Source organism: Bacteroidales bacterium, from assembly GCA_016707785.1.
Classification (GTDB): Bacteria; Bacteroidota; Bacteroidia; order Bacteroidales; family UBA4417; genus UBA4417.
Genome location: JADJGZ010000004.1, coordinates 146,540 through 164,289, shown reverse-complemented (window position 1 = coordinate 164,289; position 17,750 = coordinate 146,540). Strand labels below are relative to the sequence as shown.

General features: G+C 40.2%; 17 protein-coding genes, 1 tRNA gene and 4 pseudogenes. 10 read left to right on the top strand and 12 right to left on the bottom strand.

All coding sequences use genetic code 11. The features are described 5' to 3' along the window. Positions 1 to 83: 83 nt before the first annotated feature. Together IPH84_04155 and IPH84_04150 are read right to left on the bottom strand one after the other, a co-directional pair. Positions 84 to 1,711 (bottom strand): annotated as a pseudogene (locus tag IPH84_04155) (SAM-dependent DNA methyltransferase). A gap of 258 nt (positions 1,712 to 1,969) precedes the next feature. Continuing rightward, positions 1,970 to 2,500: a hypothetical protein gene (locus IPH84_04150; GenBank protein ID MBK7172424.1), complete on the bottom strand. Its 531-nt coding sequence runs from the start codon at positions 2,498 to 2,500 to the stop codon at positions 1,970 to 1,972. Between the two features lie 363 nt (positions 2,501 to 2,863). On the opposite strand from IPH84_04150, the gene IPH84_04145 reads away from it, so the two are divergent. From IPH84_04145 to IPH84_04120, 6 genes are all read left to right on the top strand, one after another. After that, positions 2,864 to 3,160 carry a hypothetical protein gene (locus IPH84_04145; protein MBK7172423.1) on the top strand — a complete coding sequence of 99 codons (297 nt, stop codon included), beginning with the start codon at positions 2,864 to 2,866 and terminating at the stop codon, positions 3,158 to 3,160. Next, positions 3,114 to 3,488 carry a hypothetical protein gene (locus tag IPH84_04140; GenBank protein ID MBK7172422.1) on the top strand — a complete coding sequence of 125 codons (375 nt, stop codon included), beginning with the start codon at positions 3,114 to 3,116 and terminating at the stop codon, positions 3,486 to 3,488. Before IPH84_04145 ends, IPH84_04140 begins: the two co-directional genes overlap by 47 nt. A 185-nt stretch (positions 3,489 to 3,673) precedes the next feature. After that, a tRNA-Met gene (locus IPH84_04135) sits at positions 3,674 to 3,745 on the top strand. Between the two features lie 714 nt (positions 3,746 to 4,459). Beyond that, complete coding sequence (locus tag IPH84_04130) at positions 4,460 to 5,032, top strand: hypothetical protein (GenBank protein MBK7172421.1); 573 nt, start codon at positions 4,460 to 4,462, stop codon at positions 5,030 to 5,032. Next, entirely contained in the window at positions 5,022 to 5,459 is a 438-nt protein-coding gene (locus IPH84_04125) for a hypothetical protein (GenBank protein ID MBK7172420.1), read from the top strand. The genes IPH84_04130 and IPH84_04125 overlap by 11 nt, the downstream gene beginning before the upstream one ends. 88 nt (positions 5,460 to 5,547) lie before the next feature. Further along, a complete protein-coding gene (locus tag IPH84_04120) occupies positions 5,548 to 5,928 on the top strand; it encodes a hypothetical protein (protein ID MBK7172419.1) in 381 nt (126 codons plus the stop codon). A 632-nt stretch (positions 5,929 to 6,560) separates the two neighbouring features. Here IPH84_04120 and IPH84_04115 read toward each other — a convergent pair. The 9 genes from IPH84_04115 to IPH84_04075 all read right to left on the bottom strand — a co-directional run bounded on the left by IPH84_04115 (position 6,561) and on the right by IPH84_04075 (position 11,654). Continuing rightward, on the bottom strand, positions 6,561 to 6,971 hold the full coding sequence (locus IPH84_04115) for a hypothetical protein (GenBank protein MBK7172418.1): 411 nt from the start codon (positions 6,969 to 6,971) through the stop codon (positions 6,561 to 6,563). A 473-nt stretch (positions 6,972 to 7,444) separates the two neighbouring features. Then, entirely contained in the window at positions 7,445 to 8,314 is an 870-nt protein-coding gene (locus tag IPH84_04110) for a HipA domain-containing protein (GenBank protein ID MBK7172417.1), read from the bottom strand. Beyond that, entirely contained in the window at positions 8,289 to 8,606 is a 318-nt protein-coding gene (locus IPH84_04105; protein MBK7172416.1) for a HipA N-terminal domain-containing protein, read from the bottom strand. The genes IPH84_04110 and IPH84_04105 overlap by 26 nt, the downstream gene beginning before the upstream one ends. Beyond that, positions 8,593 to 8,814: a helix-turn-helix transcriptional regulator gene (locus IPH84_04100; GenBank protein MBK7172415.1), complete on the bottom strand. Its 222-nt coding sequence runs from the start codon at positions 8,812 to 8,814 to the stop codon at positions 8,593 to 8,595. The genes IPH84_04105 and IPH84_04100 overlap by 14 nt, the downstream gene beginning before the upstream one ends. 199 nt (positions 8,815 to 9,013) lie before the next feature. Beyond that, positions 9,014 to 9,613, bottom strand: a complete 600-nt coding sequence (locus IPH84_04095) for a heme-binding protein (GenBank protein ID MBK7172414.1) — start codon at positions 9,611 to 9,613, stop codon at positions 9,014 to 9,016. 157 nt (positions 9,614 to 9,770) lie between these two features. After that, positions 9,771 to 10,241 (bottom strand): tryptophan-rich sensory protein, encoded by a 471-nt coding sequence (locus tag IPH84_04090; GenBank protein ID MBK7172413.1) that lies wholly within the window; start codon positions 10,239 to 10,241, stop codon positions 9,771 to 9,773. A gap of 198 nt (positions 10,242 to 10,439) precedes the next feature. Beyond that, a complete protein-coding gene (locus tag IPH84_04085; GenBank protein MBK7172412.1) occupies positions 10,440 to 10,808 on the bottom strand; it encodes a T9SS type A sorting domain-containing protein in 369 nt (122 codons plus the stop codon). Further along, the gene (locus IPH84_04080) at positions 10,805 to 11,407 is read right to left on the bottom strand and encodes a hypothetical protein (protein MBK7172411.1); all 603 of its coding nucleotides are present in this window, start codon (positions 11,405 to 11,407) and stop codon (positions 10,805 to 10,807) included. The genes IPH84_04085 and IPH84_04080 overlap by 4 nt, the downstream gene beginning before the upstream one ends. A 34-nt stretch (positions 11,408 to 11,441) precedes the next feature. Further along, positions 11,442 to 11,654, bottom strand: coding sequence for a hypothetical protein (locus IPH84_04075; GenBank protein ID MBK7172410.1), 213 nt, complete (start codon positions 11,652 to 11,654; stop codon positions 11,442 to 11,444). A gap of 653 nt (positions 11,655 to 12,307) precedes the next feature. On the opposite strand from IPH84_04075, the pseudogene IPH84_04070 reads away from it, so the two are divergent. The 4 genes and pseudogenes from IPH84_04070 (at position 12,308) to IPH84_04055 (ending at position 16,618) form a co-directional block, all read left to right on the top strand. Then, positions 12,308 to 13,657 (top strand): annotated as a pseudogene (locus IPH84_04070) (sigma-54-dependent Fis family transcriptional regulator). Further along, positions 13,647 to 14,971: pseudogene (locus IPH84_04065) on the top strand (HAMP domain-containing histidine kinase). The pseudogenes IPH84_04070 and IPH84_04065 overlap by 11 nt, the downstream one beginning before the upstream one ends. Next, positions 14,949 to 15,086: a hypothetical protein gene (locus IPH84_04060; protein MBK7172409.1), complete on the top strand. Its 138-nt coding sequence runs from the start codon at positions 14,949 to 14,951 to the stop codon at positions 15,084 to 15,086. Before IPH84_04065 ends, IPH84_04060 begins: the two are co-directional and overlap by 23 nt. A gap of 137 nt (positions 15,087 to 15,223) precedes the next feature. Continuing rightward, positions 15,224 to 16,618, top strand: coding sequence for an IS4 family transposase (locus tag IPH84_04055; protein ID MBK7172408.1), 1,395 nt, complete (start codon positions 15,224 to 15,226; stop codon positions 16,616 to 16,618). A 364-nt stretch (positions 16,619 to 16,982) separates the two neighbouring features. Here the strand turns inward: IPH84_04055 and IPH84_04050 are convergent. Then, positions 16,983 to 17,505 (bottom strand): annotated as a pseudogene (locus IPH84_04050) (GNAT family N-acetyltransferase). Between the last annotated feature and the right edge of the window lie 245 nt (positions 17,506 to 17,750).

The window sequence follows — 17,750 nt, the reverse complement described above, 5'->3', positions numbered from 1 at the left end:
TTTCAGTTCAGTATCTACCAGTGAACTAAATGCATTAAAATCATTGAATTCCCTGTTGCCAATAGATTTGAGCAATCCGCTAGCTACATTGAGAAGGTTACGTTGTTTGCTCCATAGTTCGTTGCTGACAAGTGCTTTCTTTGTTTAGCTGTCAGGTCCAGTTCCTGTTTTTCAGCCCATTCGAGGATTTCCTTTCGTGCTTTGAAATATCTGAGTAGAGACTATCCCATAGGTTTCATATCCCAGGCCATGGGTTCACGGAGGGACTTATCGAAACGGAGCTCAGCGATACGCTCTTCCGTGAATTGTGATTTCAGCCGTTTGGGCCTTTCGATGGTCACTTTGTAATATCCAAAGTCCGAATTATCAAAGACCTGGCTGGCAATCCCTACTTCACCATTCCGTTCAAGAGCCTGCATCTCCCTACAGTCTTTCATTATTTCGGTGATATGCTCAGGGGCAAATTCGCAGTTTTTTGCTCCCAGATTTTTCCTGAGTTTACGGTACAAGTTACCGGCGTCAACCAGCTGAACTTTCCCCTTCCGATGGGATTCCTTGTTATTGGAAAGCAACCAGATATAGGTGGTAATGCCGGTATTGTAAAAAAGGTTGTTAGGCATCTGGATGATTGCCTCCAAAAGGTCATTCTCAATAATAAACCTGCGGATATTGCTTTCACCGCCCCCGGCATCCCCGGTAAAGAGACTGCTTCCGTTGTGCACAGAGGCGATTCTTGTTCCCAGCGAACTTAGGGTAAGAGGTTTCATCTTGTTTACCATCTCCATCAGGAAGAGCAATTGTCCATCCGAAGAACGCGGTGTCGCATCGCAGTCTTCCTCATTGCCCCAGTAGTCTTTAAGCTTTACGATGAACCTTCTGTCAATCACGTCCTTTCCATCCTTGATATATTTGAGCTCACTCGCCCAGGATTTGCCATAGGGCGGATTGGAAAGCATGAAATCGAAGCTGGTTCCCGCAAATTCGTCAATGGAAAGAGTAGATCCGTTGCGGATGTTTTCAGGATCATTGTCCTTGATCATCATATCCGATTTGCAGATGGCATAGGTTTCATCATTGATTTCCTTGCCATAGAGGTAAACCTTGCCTTTTGCCCGAATTTCCCCATCTTCATCCTGGATGAAATTCTGCGATTCTGTAAGCATTCCCCCGGAGCCACAGGCAGGGTCATAGATGAGCATGACCGGCGGAAGTTTATCCTTTACAGGGTCAAAAACCAGGTGGGTCATCAGGTTGATAACTTCCCTGGGGGTAAAGTGTTCCCCGGCCTCCTCGTTGTTCTCCTCATTGAACTTCCGGATGAGTTCTTCGAATACATAGCCCATGCCCAGGTTTGAAAGGGGAGGGAGTTTTCTGCCCTCCGGGTCCAGTTTCTCAAAAGGAGTTTGGCTGCCATATGCCGGACCTGGCTTCTCAGCTTAAATTTCTCTATAATTTCTTTCACATTGGCGCTATAGCCATTGAGGTAATCTTCAAAATTAGCCTGGAGTATCTGCTGGTTATTGGTGGCCGTATCATGTAAACGTTGAAGAGTCCATGGGCTGGTGTTGTAAAACACGTAGCCCGAAGCCCTTTTAAGGCCGCCTTCATCCCATTCGGTGAGGCCGGCTTCATCCTTCTGGAAGGTCATTTCTTCAAGAACGGCATCTTTGGTGGATTCCAGCAGGGCATCAAACCGGCGCAGGACGGTCATCGGGAGGATTACATCACGGTATTTGCCGCGGACATATACATCACGAAGGCAGTCGTCGGCAATGGACCAGATAAATGAAACGAGTTTGTTGTGGGAGGAGAGGTTCATAAATGTCTGACTGGAAGAAATAATTTGAATTTTAATACAGTATTTGTATTTATGCTTTAGAGGTGCCTTGTGTTTTGGACTGTAATTTTCGAGTATCTTATAAAATAATGAAGGTATGAGAAATTAAACGTAGCTTCTGAAAGCAGGGAATCAATTCCTTTTTGGTATTAATTCGGTTAAACATCGGGTAACAGCTTGCCTGATATCATCGACCTCTGTTTCTCCTTGTCCTTCTGCTGTGCAAGAACAGATTAATGTAGATGATTTTGCTGAAATTAATTGAATAGTAACCTCAATTGCATATCCTCCAAAACCTGTAGTTCTTTTACCACTTTCTCCATAGTTTACAATTACGGTTTCGTCAGATAATTCAGGCTTAAGTTCAGGCAATCTAATAAATCCTTCTTTTGTTAATATTCCTGCAATAACATCACTTGGGTTAACACTTTTACTCTTAGAATAATATTGGCCACTAATTGTATATCCTGTACTCGAACTTAAAATGTTTGTGGGAGAAATGTAAACGTATTTAAAGTTTTCAAGATTACCAGGCTTAATACTAGTTGGAGGTTTTAGTTTGCTTGTAGGTGGATTTTGATCGATTGGAGGGAATAATAATGTAGAACAACTAATTACACTAATACAAACAACGATAATTCCCAAAAATTTAAGTTTTTTCATATGTGTAAGTTTTTCTGTAATTATTTTATCAGTTCGATCAACCCTACTAGCCACTACCTTGCAGGTATGCGAAATTAAAGTTGATAAGAATAGTTTGTTCCGCGAGGATGAGTTTCTTTAATATTGCATACTTAACTTTGAAATAATACTGATAACAAACATACGAAAATTGACAATCAGTGCGAAAGTCAAAAGGGTTCATAATTAGGTAGAGATTTACTGATAGGATTAGGGATTTAACATTTATCGGTAAATGCGAACACAAAAATCAAGTATATGTCATTAAATTAGTGCTTTGTAAATTTTGATTCTTATTATATTTGTTGGTATTATAAATCCATTTTCATCTTAAAACTAAGTTATATGAAATCAAATCTCATCCTTTGCACAACCTGCATTATGCTTTTTATTCTTTCATGTGGAAACACCACACCAGAATTAGCAACCAGCGTTGCATCAACAGAGTTTAAAGTTACACAAGCAACAGTCCTATCTGCTTTCAAGAAAGCTTTTCAAGAGAAAATCTGGCAGGAGTTCCTTTATGAAAATACAAAACCTTCAGACTATTATTGGAATGATGACTGCTTAATGATTAAGGATGGTGTTCTTGGTGATGAGCCAGTCAACATTAACTGGAGTTGTTTTTTGCAAAACGCCTGAATTATTTAGCACAGCAACAGCTGTGATTGGTGATGTCAATTCTGATGGGCTTAATGACGCAGTGATTTTATATGGAATAGAAGGTTTTGACGGCGGGAATAATTATGCCCGCTTCTGCTCATTGTTTCTAAATACTTCGCAATCGCTGGAATACTCTTCCACTTTTAATCCACATGAAAATCTTGAGTACAGAGAATATGTTGAATTACTAAGTATTGAAGATGGTGTGTTAATAGGAAAAAAGTTTGTGAGTGAGGATTTAGTGGATATAACCGAACTTGGTAAAGTTAAATGGGTTTTTGAAGATGGAAAGATGGTCAGGTTGTAGTTGTATGGACTGGATTCTGTTTAGGTTGTGATTATTATTAATTCAATTCCATGCCTGAATATAGTATCTTAACTTCAAGAGACTCAATAGTATGATAAATACTTGAATGTTTTTTTGGTAAATCCAAAACCTTATACTACTTTTGCACTCCCAAACAGAAACGTTCTTTCAACATAAAAATATATTGCGGGGTGGAGCAGAGGTAGCTCGTTGGGCTCATAACCCAAAGGCCGTAGGTTCGAATCCTGCCCCCGCTACATAGAAGCCCGGTCCGAAGGACCAGGGCTTTTTTATTTATGGACCAGCCAAGCTCTGCTTGAGCCTGAGACTTGAATAAAAAGACCGTAGCCCCGAAGGGGCGGGCTTCTATGGGCTGTCTCCCCATTCAGGATCATGCAATAATCCTGCATCTCCCATCGGTACGGCCAAGCTGCGCTTGAGCTCGGTCTATAAATAAAAAAGACCGTGCGACCGTAGGGAGCGGGCTTCTATGTGCTGTCTCCACAATCAGGATCATGCAATCACTGATCCTCTTTCGGCCCACCTTGGACCTGAGACTTGAATAAAAAGGCCATTACCGCCCCGGGAGCAGGGAACGGGCTTCCCCCTGGGCCTGCTCCCCATTTAGGACTTGCCATTGCTTGCATCTACCTTCAGTTCGTCCAAGCTCTGCTTGACCCCGGGACTGAAATAAAAAAGACTAATCGAACGCAGGGAGAGAGTTGAAATAAGGAAAAGCGGTCCAATAGTTTGACTCTAGATAGCATTCTAAAAGAAGAACTTTCTATCTTTACATTATCTATTACTTATGATATGGCTTTTTCAATTAGCATCGTCCTAAATGACATTAAGTGTCAAGAACCAACACTTATCTAATTGATATACAGGTACAATACATATTCCAAAAGTTATAGAATCTTTAGTCTTAGTTGTTTTTCTTTTAAAAGGCAGAAGTGTTTAATCTATACTCAATGAGAAATTCAATATTTATTTCAAAAGTGGTACCTTTTTTTCAGTGGTTTATTTCAATGATAGCACTCACTATTATCATTGATTATTTATTTCACCGATTTAACCTAAGTTCAATTGGAAGATATTTTGGTTATTTCGGTACTTTGTTAATTCTATTATCTTTTTCATATTCACTTCGGAAGCATAAGATTATTCACTTCGGATCACCAAAAAAACTTCTGATCCTACATGAATATCTGGCCTGGATGGGATCTTTATTAATCCTGGTTCATGCTGGAATTCATTTTAATGCAATCTTGCCATGGCTAGGAATTATGATGCTCATTATAACAATAGCATCGGGCTTGACCGGAAAATTTTTGCTTAAGAAGTCAAACACAGCTTATAATGAGAAGTTGAGAAATTTATCAGAATCTGGTTTCTCCTTGAAAGAAGCTGAAAATAAACTATTCTTTGACGCTCTGGCAGTTGATATTATGCGCAAGTGGAGAAGTGTTCACGTACCCATCACACTTCTTCTATACGTTATTGCAATTCTCCATATTATCTCCATTTTTACATTTGTCAAATGAGAGCCTTGTTACTGTTGCTTTTGCCAGCCTGATTATAATTCTTTCAATAAAGTATCCGCATTTGATGCTGAATCCGGGAGAATTATCTAATAGCCATCAGAATCTAAAAAAAGAGAAATGCACTTCCTGTCATTCATATTTTTCGGGAATTGATTATCAAAAATGCGTAGAGTGTCATAACCTAAAACTTATTGGGATAGATACAATTAACAATCAAAAGCTTACAGGGAATGTAGAGAAAATTTCATTCCATGATAAATTAGTTGACCAGAATTGCACTAATTGCCATAGTGATCACAATGGTATAGTTCCAAAGAGTTTTCTTAATAGTTTTGATCATACTTATCTTAAACCTGAAATTCATGACAAATGCGTATCATGTCATGCTAAACCCGATGATAGTTTGCATTCCCATTTAAAAATTTAGTCATAACTGTCATCAGACAGACCAATGGAAGTTTATCGGGGAATTTGATCATGCATTGCTCGATGGTATTGACAGGAATAAATGCAGTATGTGCCATAAGGCTCCCTCTGACCAAATTCATGATTCATTTTCGGCAAGTTGCAATGAGTGTCATAATATATACAAATGGTATCCATCAACATTCGACCATTCAACCTATTTTGTACTAGACAATGATCATAATGTCAGTTGTAAGACTTGTCATGTCAAATCTGAAACAAAACAATATTCATGTTATGGTTGTCATGAGCATTCAGCGGGAAAAATCGATGAAGAACACAGAGAACATGGTATTTATCAATTTGAGAATTGCATAAAGTGCCACAAGAGTGGGAATAAACACGAAGCCTTTGAAGGTGAAGAAGGAAACAATAAAAAAGAAGTTGGCCATTCAAAAGAAAAATCAGAGCATGGTGAAGATGATGATTAATATTGATTTCAGCATGAATACACTCGGTCGCGCATATAGAGATACAACTAAAGGCTAAGTATACTGCAAACACTTAATGGACTTTCCCTGGTTAGTTTTAATAGTATTTAGGGATATCACGAATCTTGAATCTATTACCATTATTTTTACGGAAGCCTTCTCGATTAAGTTGCCTTGCAATCTTAAGACGTTTTAACCGCCCATTTTTCCTTTGATACTTTGTATCAGAACAAAGCGCTTTCATTTTTTCTTCTGCATCACTCGTAAGATCTATGTATCCTACAAATTCTACTGAAAGTTCTTGCTTCTCTGCAGAATTTTCATCTAACTTGTCTTCTTCAATATACTCCTCAATTTTTACTTGGCCGCTATCTATTACTTCGATATTAGGATGTTCTTTTTCTATATCATCAGAACTGTAATTACTTCATTCTTTGCAACATATTCATTGTTTTCAGAAGGGTTCTCTGATGTTTCTTTGATACCCGAAAATCGTATGAATTAGTTGCAGAGAAATCACAATTAATAAAAAAGTAGGATGCCTTCATCTGTCAGATATGTAGAACTCTTTAGTTAATTGATTATATCTAATTTTATAATCTTTATTTGTATACACTTGCAAGTTACAAATATTATTTCCTTATGAATCCGTAATTTTGTGATTTTTGACCAAGCCAGAAATTCATTTTTTTATATTCACCCCCTTTAAAATTTATGGATTCCCATGTTATACCATCACTGCTTATCTGAAAAGTTAGATTTCTATTGGTCACATTTGATAAAGTAATACTTCCTTCATATGCATTTTCTAATTCCGTATAGTTTCTTTCTACATTGTTCCATCGAATTAGATCTAACTTCTTAAATGCATCAATTGTGTTGGCAATATTGTAAGCTAAGTCTATTGTTTGGGTGAAAAACTTTAAACTGCTTTTTTCAATTTGTCTTTCAGCGGTGTTCAACAGCATTTTTGATGATTCTAACTGTTTTACTTCCTGTTCCAACAACTGAGGTGATAAATTCCATGCTATAATAGATTGCATCACAAATTTCCTGGTTGTCCTCACCGACTATTTGAATACATACAAATCTTGACATATCCGGAAGAAATACATTTGCTATTTCAGCAATAACAAAATACATCGGATTGGCTCCAGGTTCTGTGCTATGTATCTTAATTATTGTACATGAGTTAGTAGTACAAACAACTTCGGAATTGTTGTTGCAAATTATGCTGTTGGCAGTTGTTCCTTTACAAATTATTATAAACAATAACCCGAGTAGATAAAATTTGAAAGCCTTTTTTTTCATAGAATCGGTTGATTAAATTCAAGATATCGGATAAACTAATTCAAATATATGATTTTTTATTGTAGCTATCACTTTAAAGTGCAAGTTCCGCTTGTATATGATCTGAATAAGCAGGCAGGAGGGTTTGATGAGCGAAGGGTTTTCAAATTCAGACATCATCAGGATACTGCAATAATCCTACCCCCTAAAAATCTCCTTTAATATCTTAAGCCCTGAGCCTGGAAAAGCGGTCAAGAATGAGATTTTTATAGGAAGATTTAAAGTCAGTATTTAAAAAACTGATATCGATAAACTCCATCCATTTGTCCAGGGACTTCTCCATTTTCATGAATATATTTTCCTGTTGCTTCGAATCTAGCTTCAAGGAAGTGAAAGCAATACTGAAATCTTTCCGGTTTAATCTTTTCTTTTTGCCATTTAATGTTAGCGCCATATCTTCATCATCGGCCGGATTTACAAGTGCTGTAGCAACCATATCATAAGCCGGGGATAGTATATTCACAATTCCCGGTTGACGGATCAAGGAGAAATTCTTCAGATGCATATCGGCATTGCCGGTGAGGAATGAAAATAATACCTGTTCAAAGAAATTAATGACATCCAATCCCGGGTTGGCAGAAAACTTCCAAATAGCCTTCGCTACCTGTTCGTAAGAACCATGGTTCTTATCTTCAGTTAATCGTTCAGTAACCTGGCACATGTCTTCCATATGCAGTTTATTTCTTTTGTCACGGTCAATTCTCCTGGTCAGGTATGCTAAGTTGCCAGATTGTAGTCGAATTAGAGTGTGTGGCACCACCTTGATTTTTGCAATTTCAGCCAGGTGCATTGTGAGATCTTCAACTTCAGGTAAATGCTGATAATAGGGAGTAGGTGGTTTCAGAATATAAGCTCCCCAGACACCCATAATGGTGAAGCGTTTTGGCTCATTCTTTCCTAAACCTTTTGACAAATTCAGTGATATTTTGGGTTGTACACCTGTAACAGCCATCTGGCTGCTGATTACCTGCAGAGCCAGTTCTTCCATTTGTGATTCGTGATACTGGAGTTCAGGGGGAATGGCCTGGCCAAACATCTTTTTTACAATCTTTACAACATACCAATAGCAATCCCATACGATCGCGTGGGTTTAATTTCCAGTTTTTTTCGGCGATATCAAGCAGCCATCCTTCAGGGATAAGACCATCGAAGAATGGAAACAAGACCTTACTGTCAAAAGGCTTATCCTGTAGTGGCAGTGTAACACTGACCGGCACGGTATCAGAGGATTCCAGGAAAATCTTATCGTATTGAAAATGATACCCATTTTCGTCCTGTGTGAGCCAGCCTGCAGTTTTATCGTTTACTTTTATTTCAGCTTTTCTCATCCGGCAGCGTATTTCGGTTTAATGGTATAGCGCCCACTTCATAGCCAAAAAGTTGCAGCACTTGATTGACCTTATCCAAACGCAGAGTTTCTTTACCCTGTTCGAGTTCACGGACAAAGCGAAGACCTACGCCAGCTTTTTCTGACAATTCAGGCTGAGTAAGGTTGGCTAGTCGCCTTTTTTCTTTTACAAATTCACTTAAAGTCATAATATATACCCTTTCGGGTACAAATATAATACAATTTCATAAAAATACACCCTTACGGGTATAAAACATTGTAATAATTACAATATTGCACCCTATAGGGTATAAAAATATTGTCATATATAGCCAAAGTACCCTTACGGGTATATAATCTGTACCTTAAGTACTGAATGAAAGTGTCGAAGGGAAAGTCAGCCGTCACCTATTCCACTTTCCAACTGACTGAAACTATAATTTCATTGCGCCGGTTAAAGAGCTGGAAGGGGGGATTATATCCCAGGTACCTGGTATGTCCGTAGGATGTGATGCCTTTTGATTCAAGGATAGTATAAAGTTTTTCTGAATAGGATTTCAGTTTTCTATCAGATGCAAAGCCCCCAAACTTTATCACAGCGACATATTCATCTGCGGTTTTTTGAATCAGCACATTGGGATCATTTGGCTTTGGGAGGTTTTGTTCGGTATAGGATGATGGCATTACAAAGCTCATGCTTGAAACGGAATCATTGATGTCCATATGAACAGGGGCAGTCATTGAGATGCTTGTGCTGCTCTCATTTCCTCCGAAAATATAGCCCGCCAATTTGCGAAACCCGGGGTTTGCGAGTTCCTTGTACGTTTTTGCATTGGATTTAATGGTCGCAATGGTAGCCGATGGATAAAACCGGATTTCGAAATCCTTTTCCTGCAGGATTACAGTGTATTTCTGCTCTTCGGTTTTGGTGGATGGCATAAGCATGAAGGATTGAAAGATGATAAAAATAAATACTGCAATGGCGGATACGATCAAAATTGTTTTCATTCGCTTTATATTGTTAAGTTATATATTCAAAGCAGTAAAATTCAAAAGTCGTGTTTGTGTCAAGGATCAAATGATGCGATTTTGGGACTTATTCACTTGTTATGCAAAGGGTAAGATTATAGTCAAAGGATCAATGATCGATTCTTTCGGTTTAACCTTAATTCAGGATAAAATACGCCGCATTCAGGGCCGTGGCAAAACTTACCCATAACAGGTAGGGGATGTTGAGGTAGGCCGCCAGTGGTTTTATCCTTCTGAATTTGATCAGCATTAAAACGATCATTATCCAAAGGGCAATGATTTCAATTAAGGCAATTCCAATCAGATTGAAATAGAAAAAGAGGAAACTCCATCCGAAATTCAAAATCAGCTGCAACATAAAAATCAGAATCGCCTGATTTCGCTGCTTGCCGGCCTCCTGTTTCCAAACCAGGTACAACGAGATACCCATAAGGATATACAGCATGGTCACAGGTCCGAAAACCCAGTTTGGAGGATTGAAGGAAGGTTGATTGAGCGAAGCATACCATCCCGGAATTGCCTCTGTCGTAAACATTCCGGCAATACCACCAACACAAATCGGCAACAGGAGTGACGCTACTAATTTTCCAACCTGGGTTGCTTTCATCTGTCTTTATTTACGGAAGTACTCTTTCAGGAAGACCTGTTCCTGCTTTCAGATTCTCATAAAACTGATAAGCCTCAGAATAAATTTATTTCCTGTTAGTCAAATATCGGCTTTCCAGACAGCTGTTTAACATTGATAGAACAATAATGCCTTATTATTCTGGCATTCACAAGTCTTTTGCCTTTGTATGGCCAATTGCTACTGTATGATCAACTTTTGGTTCTTAGTCCCCTTGCTGTTTTGCAGTGTAACCACATATAATCCCTTTCCAAGCTGATCAGTATAAATTTCTGTTTCCGGCTGCTGAATGTTCATTGATAGGTATAGCCTGCCACTCATATCCCGAATCTTCAGACTTGAGGCTTCTTCTGAATCATCAGTTTTAACAGTGAATTTACTGCTCGCAGGATTAGGGGAAATGGAAAATACTGCTAATTCGAATTCCGGAATTGAAGTTGTGCTGTAGGCGCTTCTGGCAAAAGAGTAATTATCGCAGATAATTTCCGAGACCAGCGAAGGCACATAACCTGCATAAAGTGTATTGTCCAGGGTGTTAAAAGCAATCATTTTTTCATTGAAAGCTTCATCAAATCCACCAGCAGGAAAGTTCCCGAATTCTGGTCAAAGGAGGAGGAACCTGCCAGGTAATAAGGGAACCCTACTATCTGTCCCCTTTCAATTACATCACCGGTCTGGGTGTTGATCTCAACGATCCACTTACCGTCTTCATTAAAGGTTGAGTCAAACTGAGTGTTGACAGCAAATAAAAGATTATTGACATTATCATAGTTTACACTGGAGAAATAATTGAAGGGTGTGGTAGTCAGCAAGGTGGTCTTTATCCAGGAAAAATCCGGATTTCTTACGGGGATGCCATAAAGACAAATGGATGTTTCATCAAATCCAATATAATAGAGTATTCCATTGTTGGAGTCGAAACCAATGGCATCTGCAACAATGCCATTTACTCCCGGCTCAACGATGGTTCCAAGCAAAGTTTCAGCCCCTGTACTGATTTCGAATTCGTTAACACTGATAAATCCGACCGTATCTAATTCCAGGGAATAAAGCTTGCCGGTGCTCATATCAATTTCAGAAATATTGGAAAAAGCGCTGAAATTGCTCAGGCTGGGAGTATTGGTTTCTGTGTTAAATGAAAGCAACACACCCGTATCTGCTGAAAACCCGCTTAAATAGTAATTACTGTTGTAGGCATTGAATGAAGAAGAAGCAAAAGGTATGCATCCAGGCCCGAGGGATAGCGTTCAACCGATGAAAAGAATCAAAAGCCTGCCATTTGACAATTTCAATGCCGCCATTGGCGCTAGAACTTGTTCCGACAAGATTGATCTGTGCCAAAGCAGTCGTGCTGATCAGGATAAATGAAATGAGAGTAAAAAGTATCTGTTTCATGGCTTATCGTGTTTTGAGTGAATGCTTCGTTTGATAAAGATGGACAATTTTATAGTGGTTTCTATCAAATTTTAATTGTCTTGCGTCCTTGCGTTCCCCTTGCATCTTTGCGGTAAAAGTCTCTACCTCCTGTTAATCCTGGTCATTCTTCAATGCAATGGCGAAAGTAAGTTTCAGTTTTGTTCATAGAATTCCATTTATCGTTAAACAAAGTTTAGAGCAATAATGTTCGATGGAGGTTCATAATTCCGGTAAATTACTATTGTTATATCAGATTTGCATTAGATGGCTGAAAGATTTTTCACCGCAAGGACGCAAAGAAAGCGCGAAGACGCAAGAGTGGCATAACAGGAAGACCCTTTGCGAACTTCTTTTTAACCTTGCGTCTTTGCGGTAAAAACCAATTTACCATTTTGCACCATCTTTATCCTCCGCTCAATTTCACAATTGTTGCAGTGATGTGAGCCAGGATGTGAATTCTTCCCTTATGAATATTTTCCTTGACCCATCTTATTCCTCATTTATTTCTGCCTTACCTTTAATGACTATTTATCCGCCATCCTTAGTGTTTTAGCAAAAAGGCCAAAATACAGCCTCTCTTGTAACAAACTCAAAAGGCCAGACGTTTAATAGGGTTTAAGATCTTCCGGATTATGAGTTTATTAAAAGCAAGCATACTGGTAATTGATGATGATGTGGATGTGCTCACCGCCGTCCGCTTATTACTCAAAACAGAGGTGCAACAGGTGGTCACCGAGAAAACCCTGAAAATATCCTTTCCCTATCAGCTCTCGCCCCTTTGACCTGGTGCTGCTCGATATGAATTTCAATGCTTCTATCAATTCCGGCAATGAAGGCCTCTACTGGCTGAAACGGATCAAGGAGCTGAAACCGAATATCGCCGTCATCATGATCACAGCCTATGGCGATATCGACCTGGCAGTCCGTTCCCTTAAAGAAGGTGCCGCCGACTTCATCGTGAAGCCCTGGCATAATGAAAAGCTTTTATCCACCATTTCTGATATACTGAAGAAACAGGCCCAGCACTCTACTGTCCAGCCTTTGCCTGCCAAATGTTCTTCCTGATTTGCTCGGGAACAGCGATGTAATGCTGGATATCTTCTCCAAAATCGGGAAGATTGCACCTACCGATGCCAATATCCTAATCCTGGGGGAAAACGGAACCGGCAAGGACCTGATCGCCAAAGCCATCCATGAGAAATCACTGCGAAGTAAACAACCATTCATAAAAGTAGACATCGGTGCCCTCACCGAAACCCTCTTCGAAAGTGAGCTGTTCGGACATAAAAAAGGGGCTTTCACTGATGCACGCGAGGATAGAATAGGTCGGTTTGAAGCCGCCAATGGCGGGACCTTATTCCTTGATGAAATTGGCAACATCTCACTGCAGCAACAGGCAAAGCTGCTTTCAGCATTGCAAAACCGGCCGATCACCCGACTGGGTCCAATCAATCAATCCCGGTCGATATCCGCCTGATCTGTGCTACTAATCTCCCCATGAGTGAACTGGCCAATGAGAATAGGTTCCGCAAAGACCTGGTATACCGCATCAACACCGTGGAGATCATTGTCCCGCCACTTCGGAAACGCAAAGAAGATATCCGACTGCTGATCGACCATTTCGTAAAAATGTATTCAGCCAAGTATTTTAAGGCTCATATCCGTTTTTCCGATGCCACCCTGCAAAAGCTGAGCAGTATTCATACCCCGGTAATGTGCGCGAATTGCAGTATATCATTGAAAGGGTGATTATTATGTCGAATGAAAATGAGATCACCCCTGACGACATCATATTCTCCCCGATTGAATCCACCTCTTCGGAAGCCCGGACGGATGGGGATGAAACCCGGCTCAGCAATATTGAGAAAAATACCATCCTGAGGGTGATTGAAAAGAACAGTGGCAATATTTCGAAAGCTGCCAAAGAACTGGGTATCACGCGCACCGCATTATACAGGAGGTTGAGCAAGTATGAAATTTAGGAAGAACAACCTGGGACTTTTCCTGAGGGTGATGCTCTTGATGATTACCCTTCTTGCCTTTGCCTTCACGGTATTGCAGAAGCAATATATCTATGATGCAGTGCTGGTTCCTGTCATTATTTTCCAGCTGGTGGACTTCACCGTCTGCATAAAAAAGGCTCAGGATGAGGTGGAGCAATTTGTGGAATCCATTCATTACCGCGATTTCTCTGAAGTATTTCAATGTAAAAGCAGGCCCGGTGGAGGAAGTCGCTGAGGCAGGGATTTAATGAAATCAATACCACTTTCAGGGTGGTAAGGCAGGAAAAGGAGATGCAATACCAATACCTCAAAAGGTGCTTGAATTGGTGGATACAGGATCCTTTCTACGATACCGGCAGCGGAGAGGTTAAATGGATGAATGAGTCGTGAAAAAGATGCTGGAGATGCCATATATGCGTACTATTCACCTGCTTGAAAAAGGGATCACCTGCTGTATACCCAAGATTGTGGGGCTGGACCTGGGAGCGCATCATCAGCACCATTCAGCATGAAAAGAACAGTGTGAAGGTGGTGCTGTCGGCAACAGCTTTCCAGACAGAAAATCTGCATTTTGCTGATCGCCTTTCAGAATGTGAATGAGGCCCTGGAAGAAACGGGAGATCGAAAGCCTGGCAGAAGTTGTTGAGTGTAATGACCCATGAGATCATGAACTCGGTGGCACCCATCTCATCCCCTGCACATACCCCTGCAGGGACGTTTGAGGCAGTTTAAAATGGATATCCCTGATCCGACAGGCCTTGCGGAGGACCTGGAACTGGGATTGATACCATTCAGAAGAGGGGTGAGGGTTGCTGAAGTTCACCGAGACATACCGAAACCTGAATAAATAACCAAGGCTTCCCTGGCAAAGGTGTTCCTGAGTGGATTGTTTGATAATATCCACCGACTGATGCAGCCCACGCTGGAACAGAAAATATTGAAGTAAGTGTGATTCTGAAAGGACCCCCTGCTTTCGGTAGAGATGGATGTGGGTTTAATAGAGCAGGTGCTGATCAATCTGATCCTGAACGCTATTGATGCAGTGAAAGCCAAACCGGACCCGAAAATTGTACTTTCAGCTTATACTGATAATGATAACAAGGTAATCATCAAGGTAGCTGATAATGGCTCGGGAATGTCGAAGGATGTGCTGAGAAGATTTTCATTCCCTTTTTCAGTACCAAGAAAAATGGCAATGGTATCGGCCTGAGTCTCTGCAAGCAGATCATGATGGTACATAAAGGAACGATCACTGTTCAGTCAAAGGAGAATGAGGGGACGGCTTTTACCTGAGGTTTTAGTTTTTTATTTCGGATTGCTGATTTCGGATTGCGGATTTTTAATGTTTGATGTCGGATATGGAGATGATGGGATGTGGGGATGTGGAGATAAGGAGATGATGAGATAAGGAGATGTGGAGATGTGGAGATGTGGAGATTTGGGGATTTGGGGATGCGAGGGTTCGGGATTGGGAATAAAAGATGTCCCCCTTTTTTAAAACTACCGTGTGTACACAAATAGTTAGCTTTGTATTCCAAAAAGAGTATGGAGCTAACATTTGAGAATTGTTTTGGAGATAAACGACTCCAAAAACGAGCAATATTAATGACCAAAGATTTATTTTTCAAGACAGTTCATTCCATTCGACAAATTTCGGGTGATTATGCAAGCCAACGTGGATGGTATCGGTTTCTAAGAAACGAAAAAACTACAGAGCAATCCATCATCCAAGAGATAACCCAGCAATGTTCTTCCTCTGTTAAAGACAAGATCGTTGTGAGTATACAAGACACTACCGAGATTAATCTATTCCGACATAGAAACAGGATTCAAATGGATGGTTCTGTTGGAAATATTACTTCATCGGATTATGGCTTGGGTTTTTTCATTCATCCTTCTTTTGTTATTGATGCTCAATGTGGTTTTCCTATTGGTTTTTCAGACATCAGGCTTTGGAATAGATCAACAGAGAAAGCAACAAAGTATGACCGGAAGTATAAGAAACTTCCCATTCAAGAGAAGGAGTCCTATAAATGGATCGACTCTTCCTTAAAGTCAAAAGAAATTCTATCTCAAGCAACAACGGCAATAATAGTTCAGGATAGAGAGGGTGATATATATGAACAGTTTGCACTTGTACCAGATGAAAAAACACAATTATTGATTCGATCAAAAGCCGATAGAGTATTGGCTGATGGCATAAAATTATTCGCTAAGCTATCTAATTGTGAGGCATCCGGAACATTTTCATTAGATATACCAGGAGATAAGCGAAAGAAACAAACTAAACGGACTGCAGTTTTAGAAGTTCGTTTTTGCCCAGTTCAATTAAAAAGGCCAGATTCAGCATCAAAGAGTATATCAAACAAGATAGAACTATTTGCTGTTGAGGCAAAAGAGGTTAATGTCAGAGCAGGGCAATCAATCAGTTGGAGAATACTTACAACCTTGTCAATAACTAATCTGGAAGAAGCATTATGTGTTATTCAATGGTATAGTTGGCGGTGGATCATAGAAGAAATATTCCGAATTCTCAAACAAGAAGGCTATAATATTGAAGCTAGTGAGTTGGAATCAGCTAAATCTATTCGAAAGCTGAGTCTAATGATGTTAAGCACCATAATAAAGCTTCTTCAAATGCGATTCTGCTATAGTATTCCGGAAGGAGAAACGTTGGAATCAGCTATGTGTTTTACAGAGTTTCAACAAGAATGCTTGGAACAACAATGTGCTTTATTAGAAGGGAAAACAGAGAAACTTAAAAATCCATATCCATTGAGAAGCCTTGCTAGATCTACGTGGGTAATAGCCAGGCTTGGTGGTTGGAAAGGATATAAATCAGAACGCCCTCCAGGAATTACTACTTTATGGATTGGACTAAGACGATTCTATGACATATTTGATGGTTGGTCGCTCTCGAAAAATGTGTACACACGGTAGTTTGAAAAAGGGGGGCAGGGGGGATTTGGGGCATTGAAGGTAATTATGCAATATCAGGGACAATTCTCATCCCGATGTTAATCCCCCGTCCGCCTTAGGCGGACACCCCCTTTTGTAAAAAGGGGGACGGCGAATATAGCTCAACATCCATCCCCCTTTGAAAAAGGGGGGCAGGGGGATTTGGGGCATTGAAGGTAATTCTGCAAGATCAGGGACAATTCTCATCCCGTCGTAAATCCCCCGTCCGCCTTAGGCGGACACCCCCTTTTGAAAAAAGGGGGACAATGACTCTGGTAAATTAACCTTGCAGGTTTTCTAAATGAATTGCGAATTCTGGAAAAGGGTAACACGTCCTTTCCTCTGATTACACATTATCATTAAGCTTTCTCCTTACTGCATAAATCATTTCATCAAGGATTTCTCCATTCTTTATCAGGGCTCCGCTGAACCTGGCTTCCAGGGTGAAACCGGCTTTTTCAAGCGCTCTCTGGGAGGCATTATTACTGCTAAACGGACGGGCAAAAATCCTGTCGATATCAAATGATTTGAATGAATATTCCACGATTTCTATGATGGACCGGGTGATAATGCCTTGTCCCCAGAAAGGTTCCGCCAGCCAGTATCCTAATTCAGCGTTTCTGCGGTGGATATCTGATTGCGGATGTATCCCTATTCCTCCAACAGCTTCACCTTCAACAGAAATTGCAAAAATCCTTACAGGCATATCTTCTACGCATTCCTGATGAAAAGGGCGGGCCCGCTCATGAGTATAGGGACTGGGAAAGCCATCTGACATGAATTTTGCAACTCCCGGGGTTATCACCATATTTAACCAGGTTTTCAAGGTCATTCATCGTCCATGGCCTCAGGACACTTTCGGTAGTCATAGTTTATAGAGACTATTTATTGTTAATGATATTCCCTTTTTTTGGAATCCATAAGCCTGTCAGAATTCAGAATGGCTTTACTATAATCTTTTGCTGATTTATTAATACTCTGCTCGCATAAGAGCAGGCTTTTGATTCTTTGTTTTGGTCCGCCAACCGGCGGATGGATTCTTGTATCCCCCGCGGATGGATTTTTTGAATTTTGAATTTTGTTAATTCTTCCCACTGTCATTCAAAGATAATTC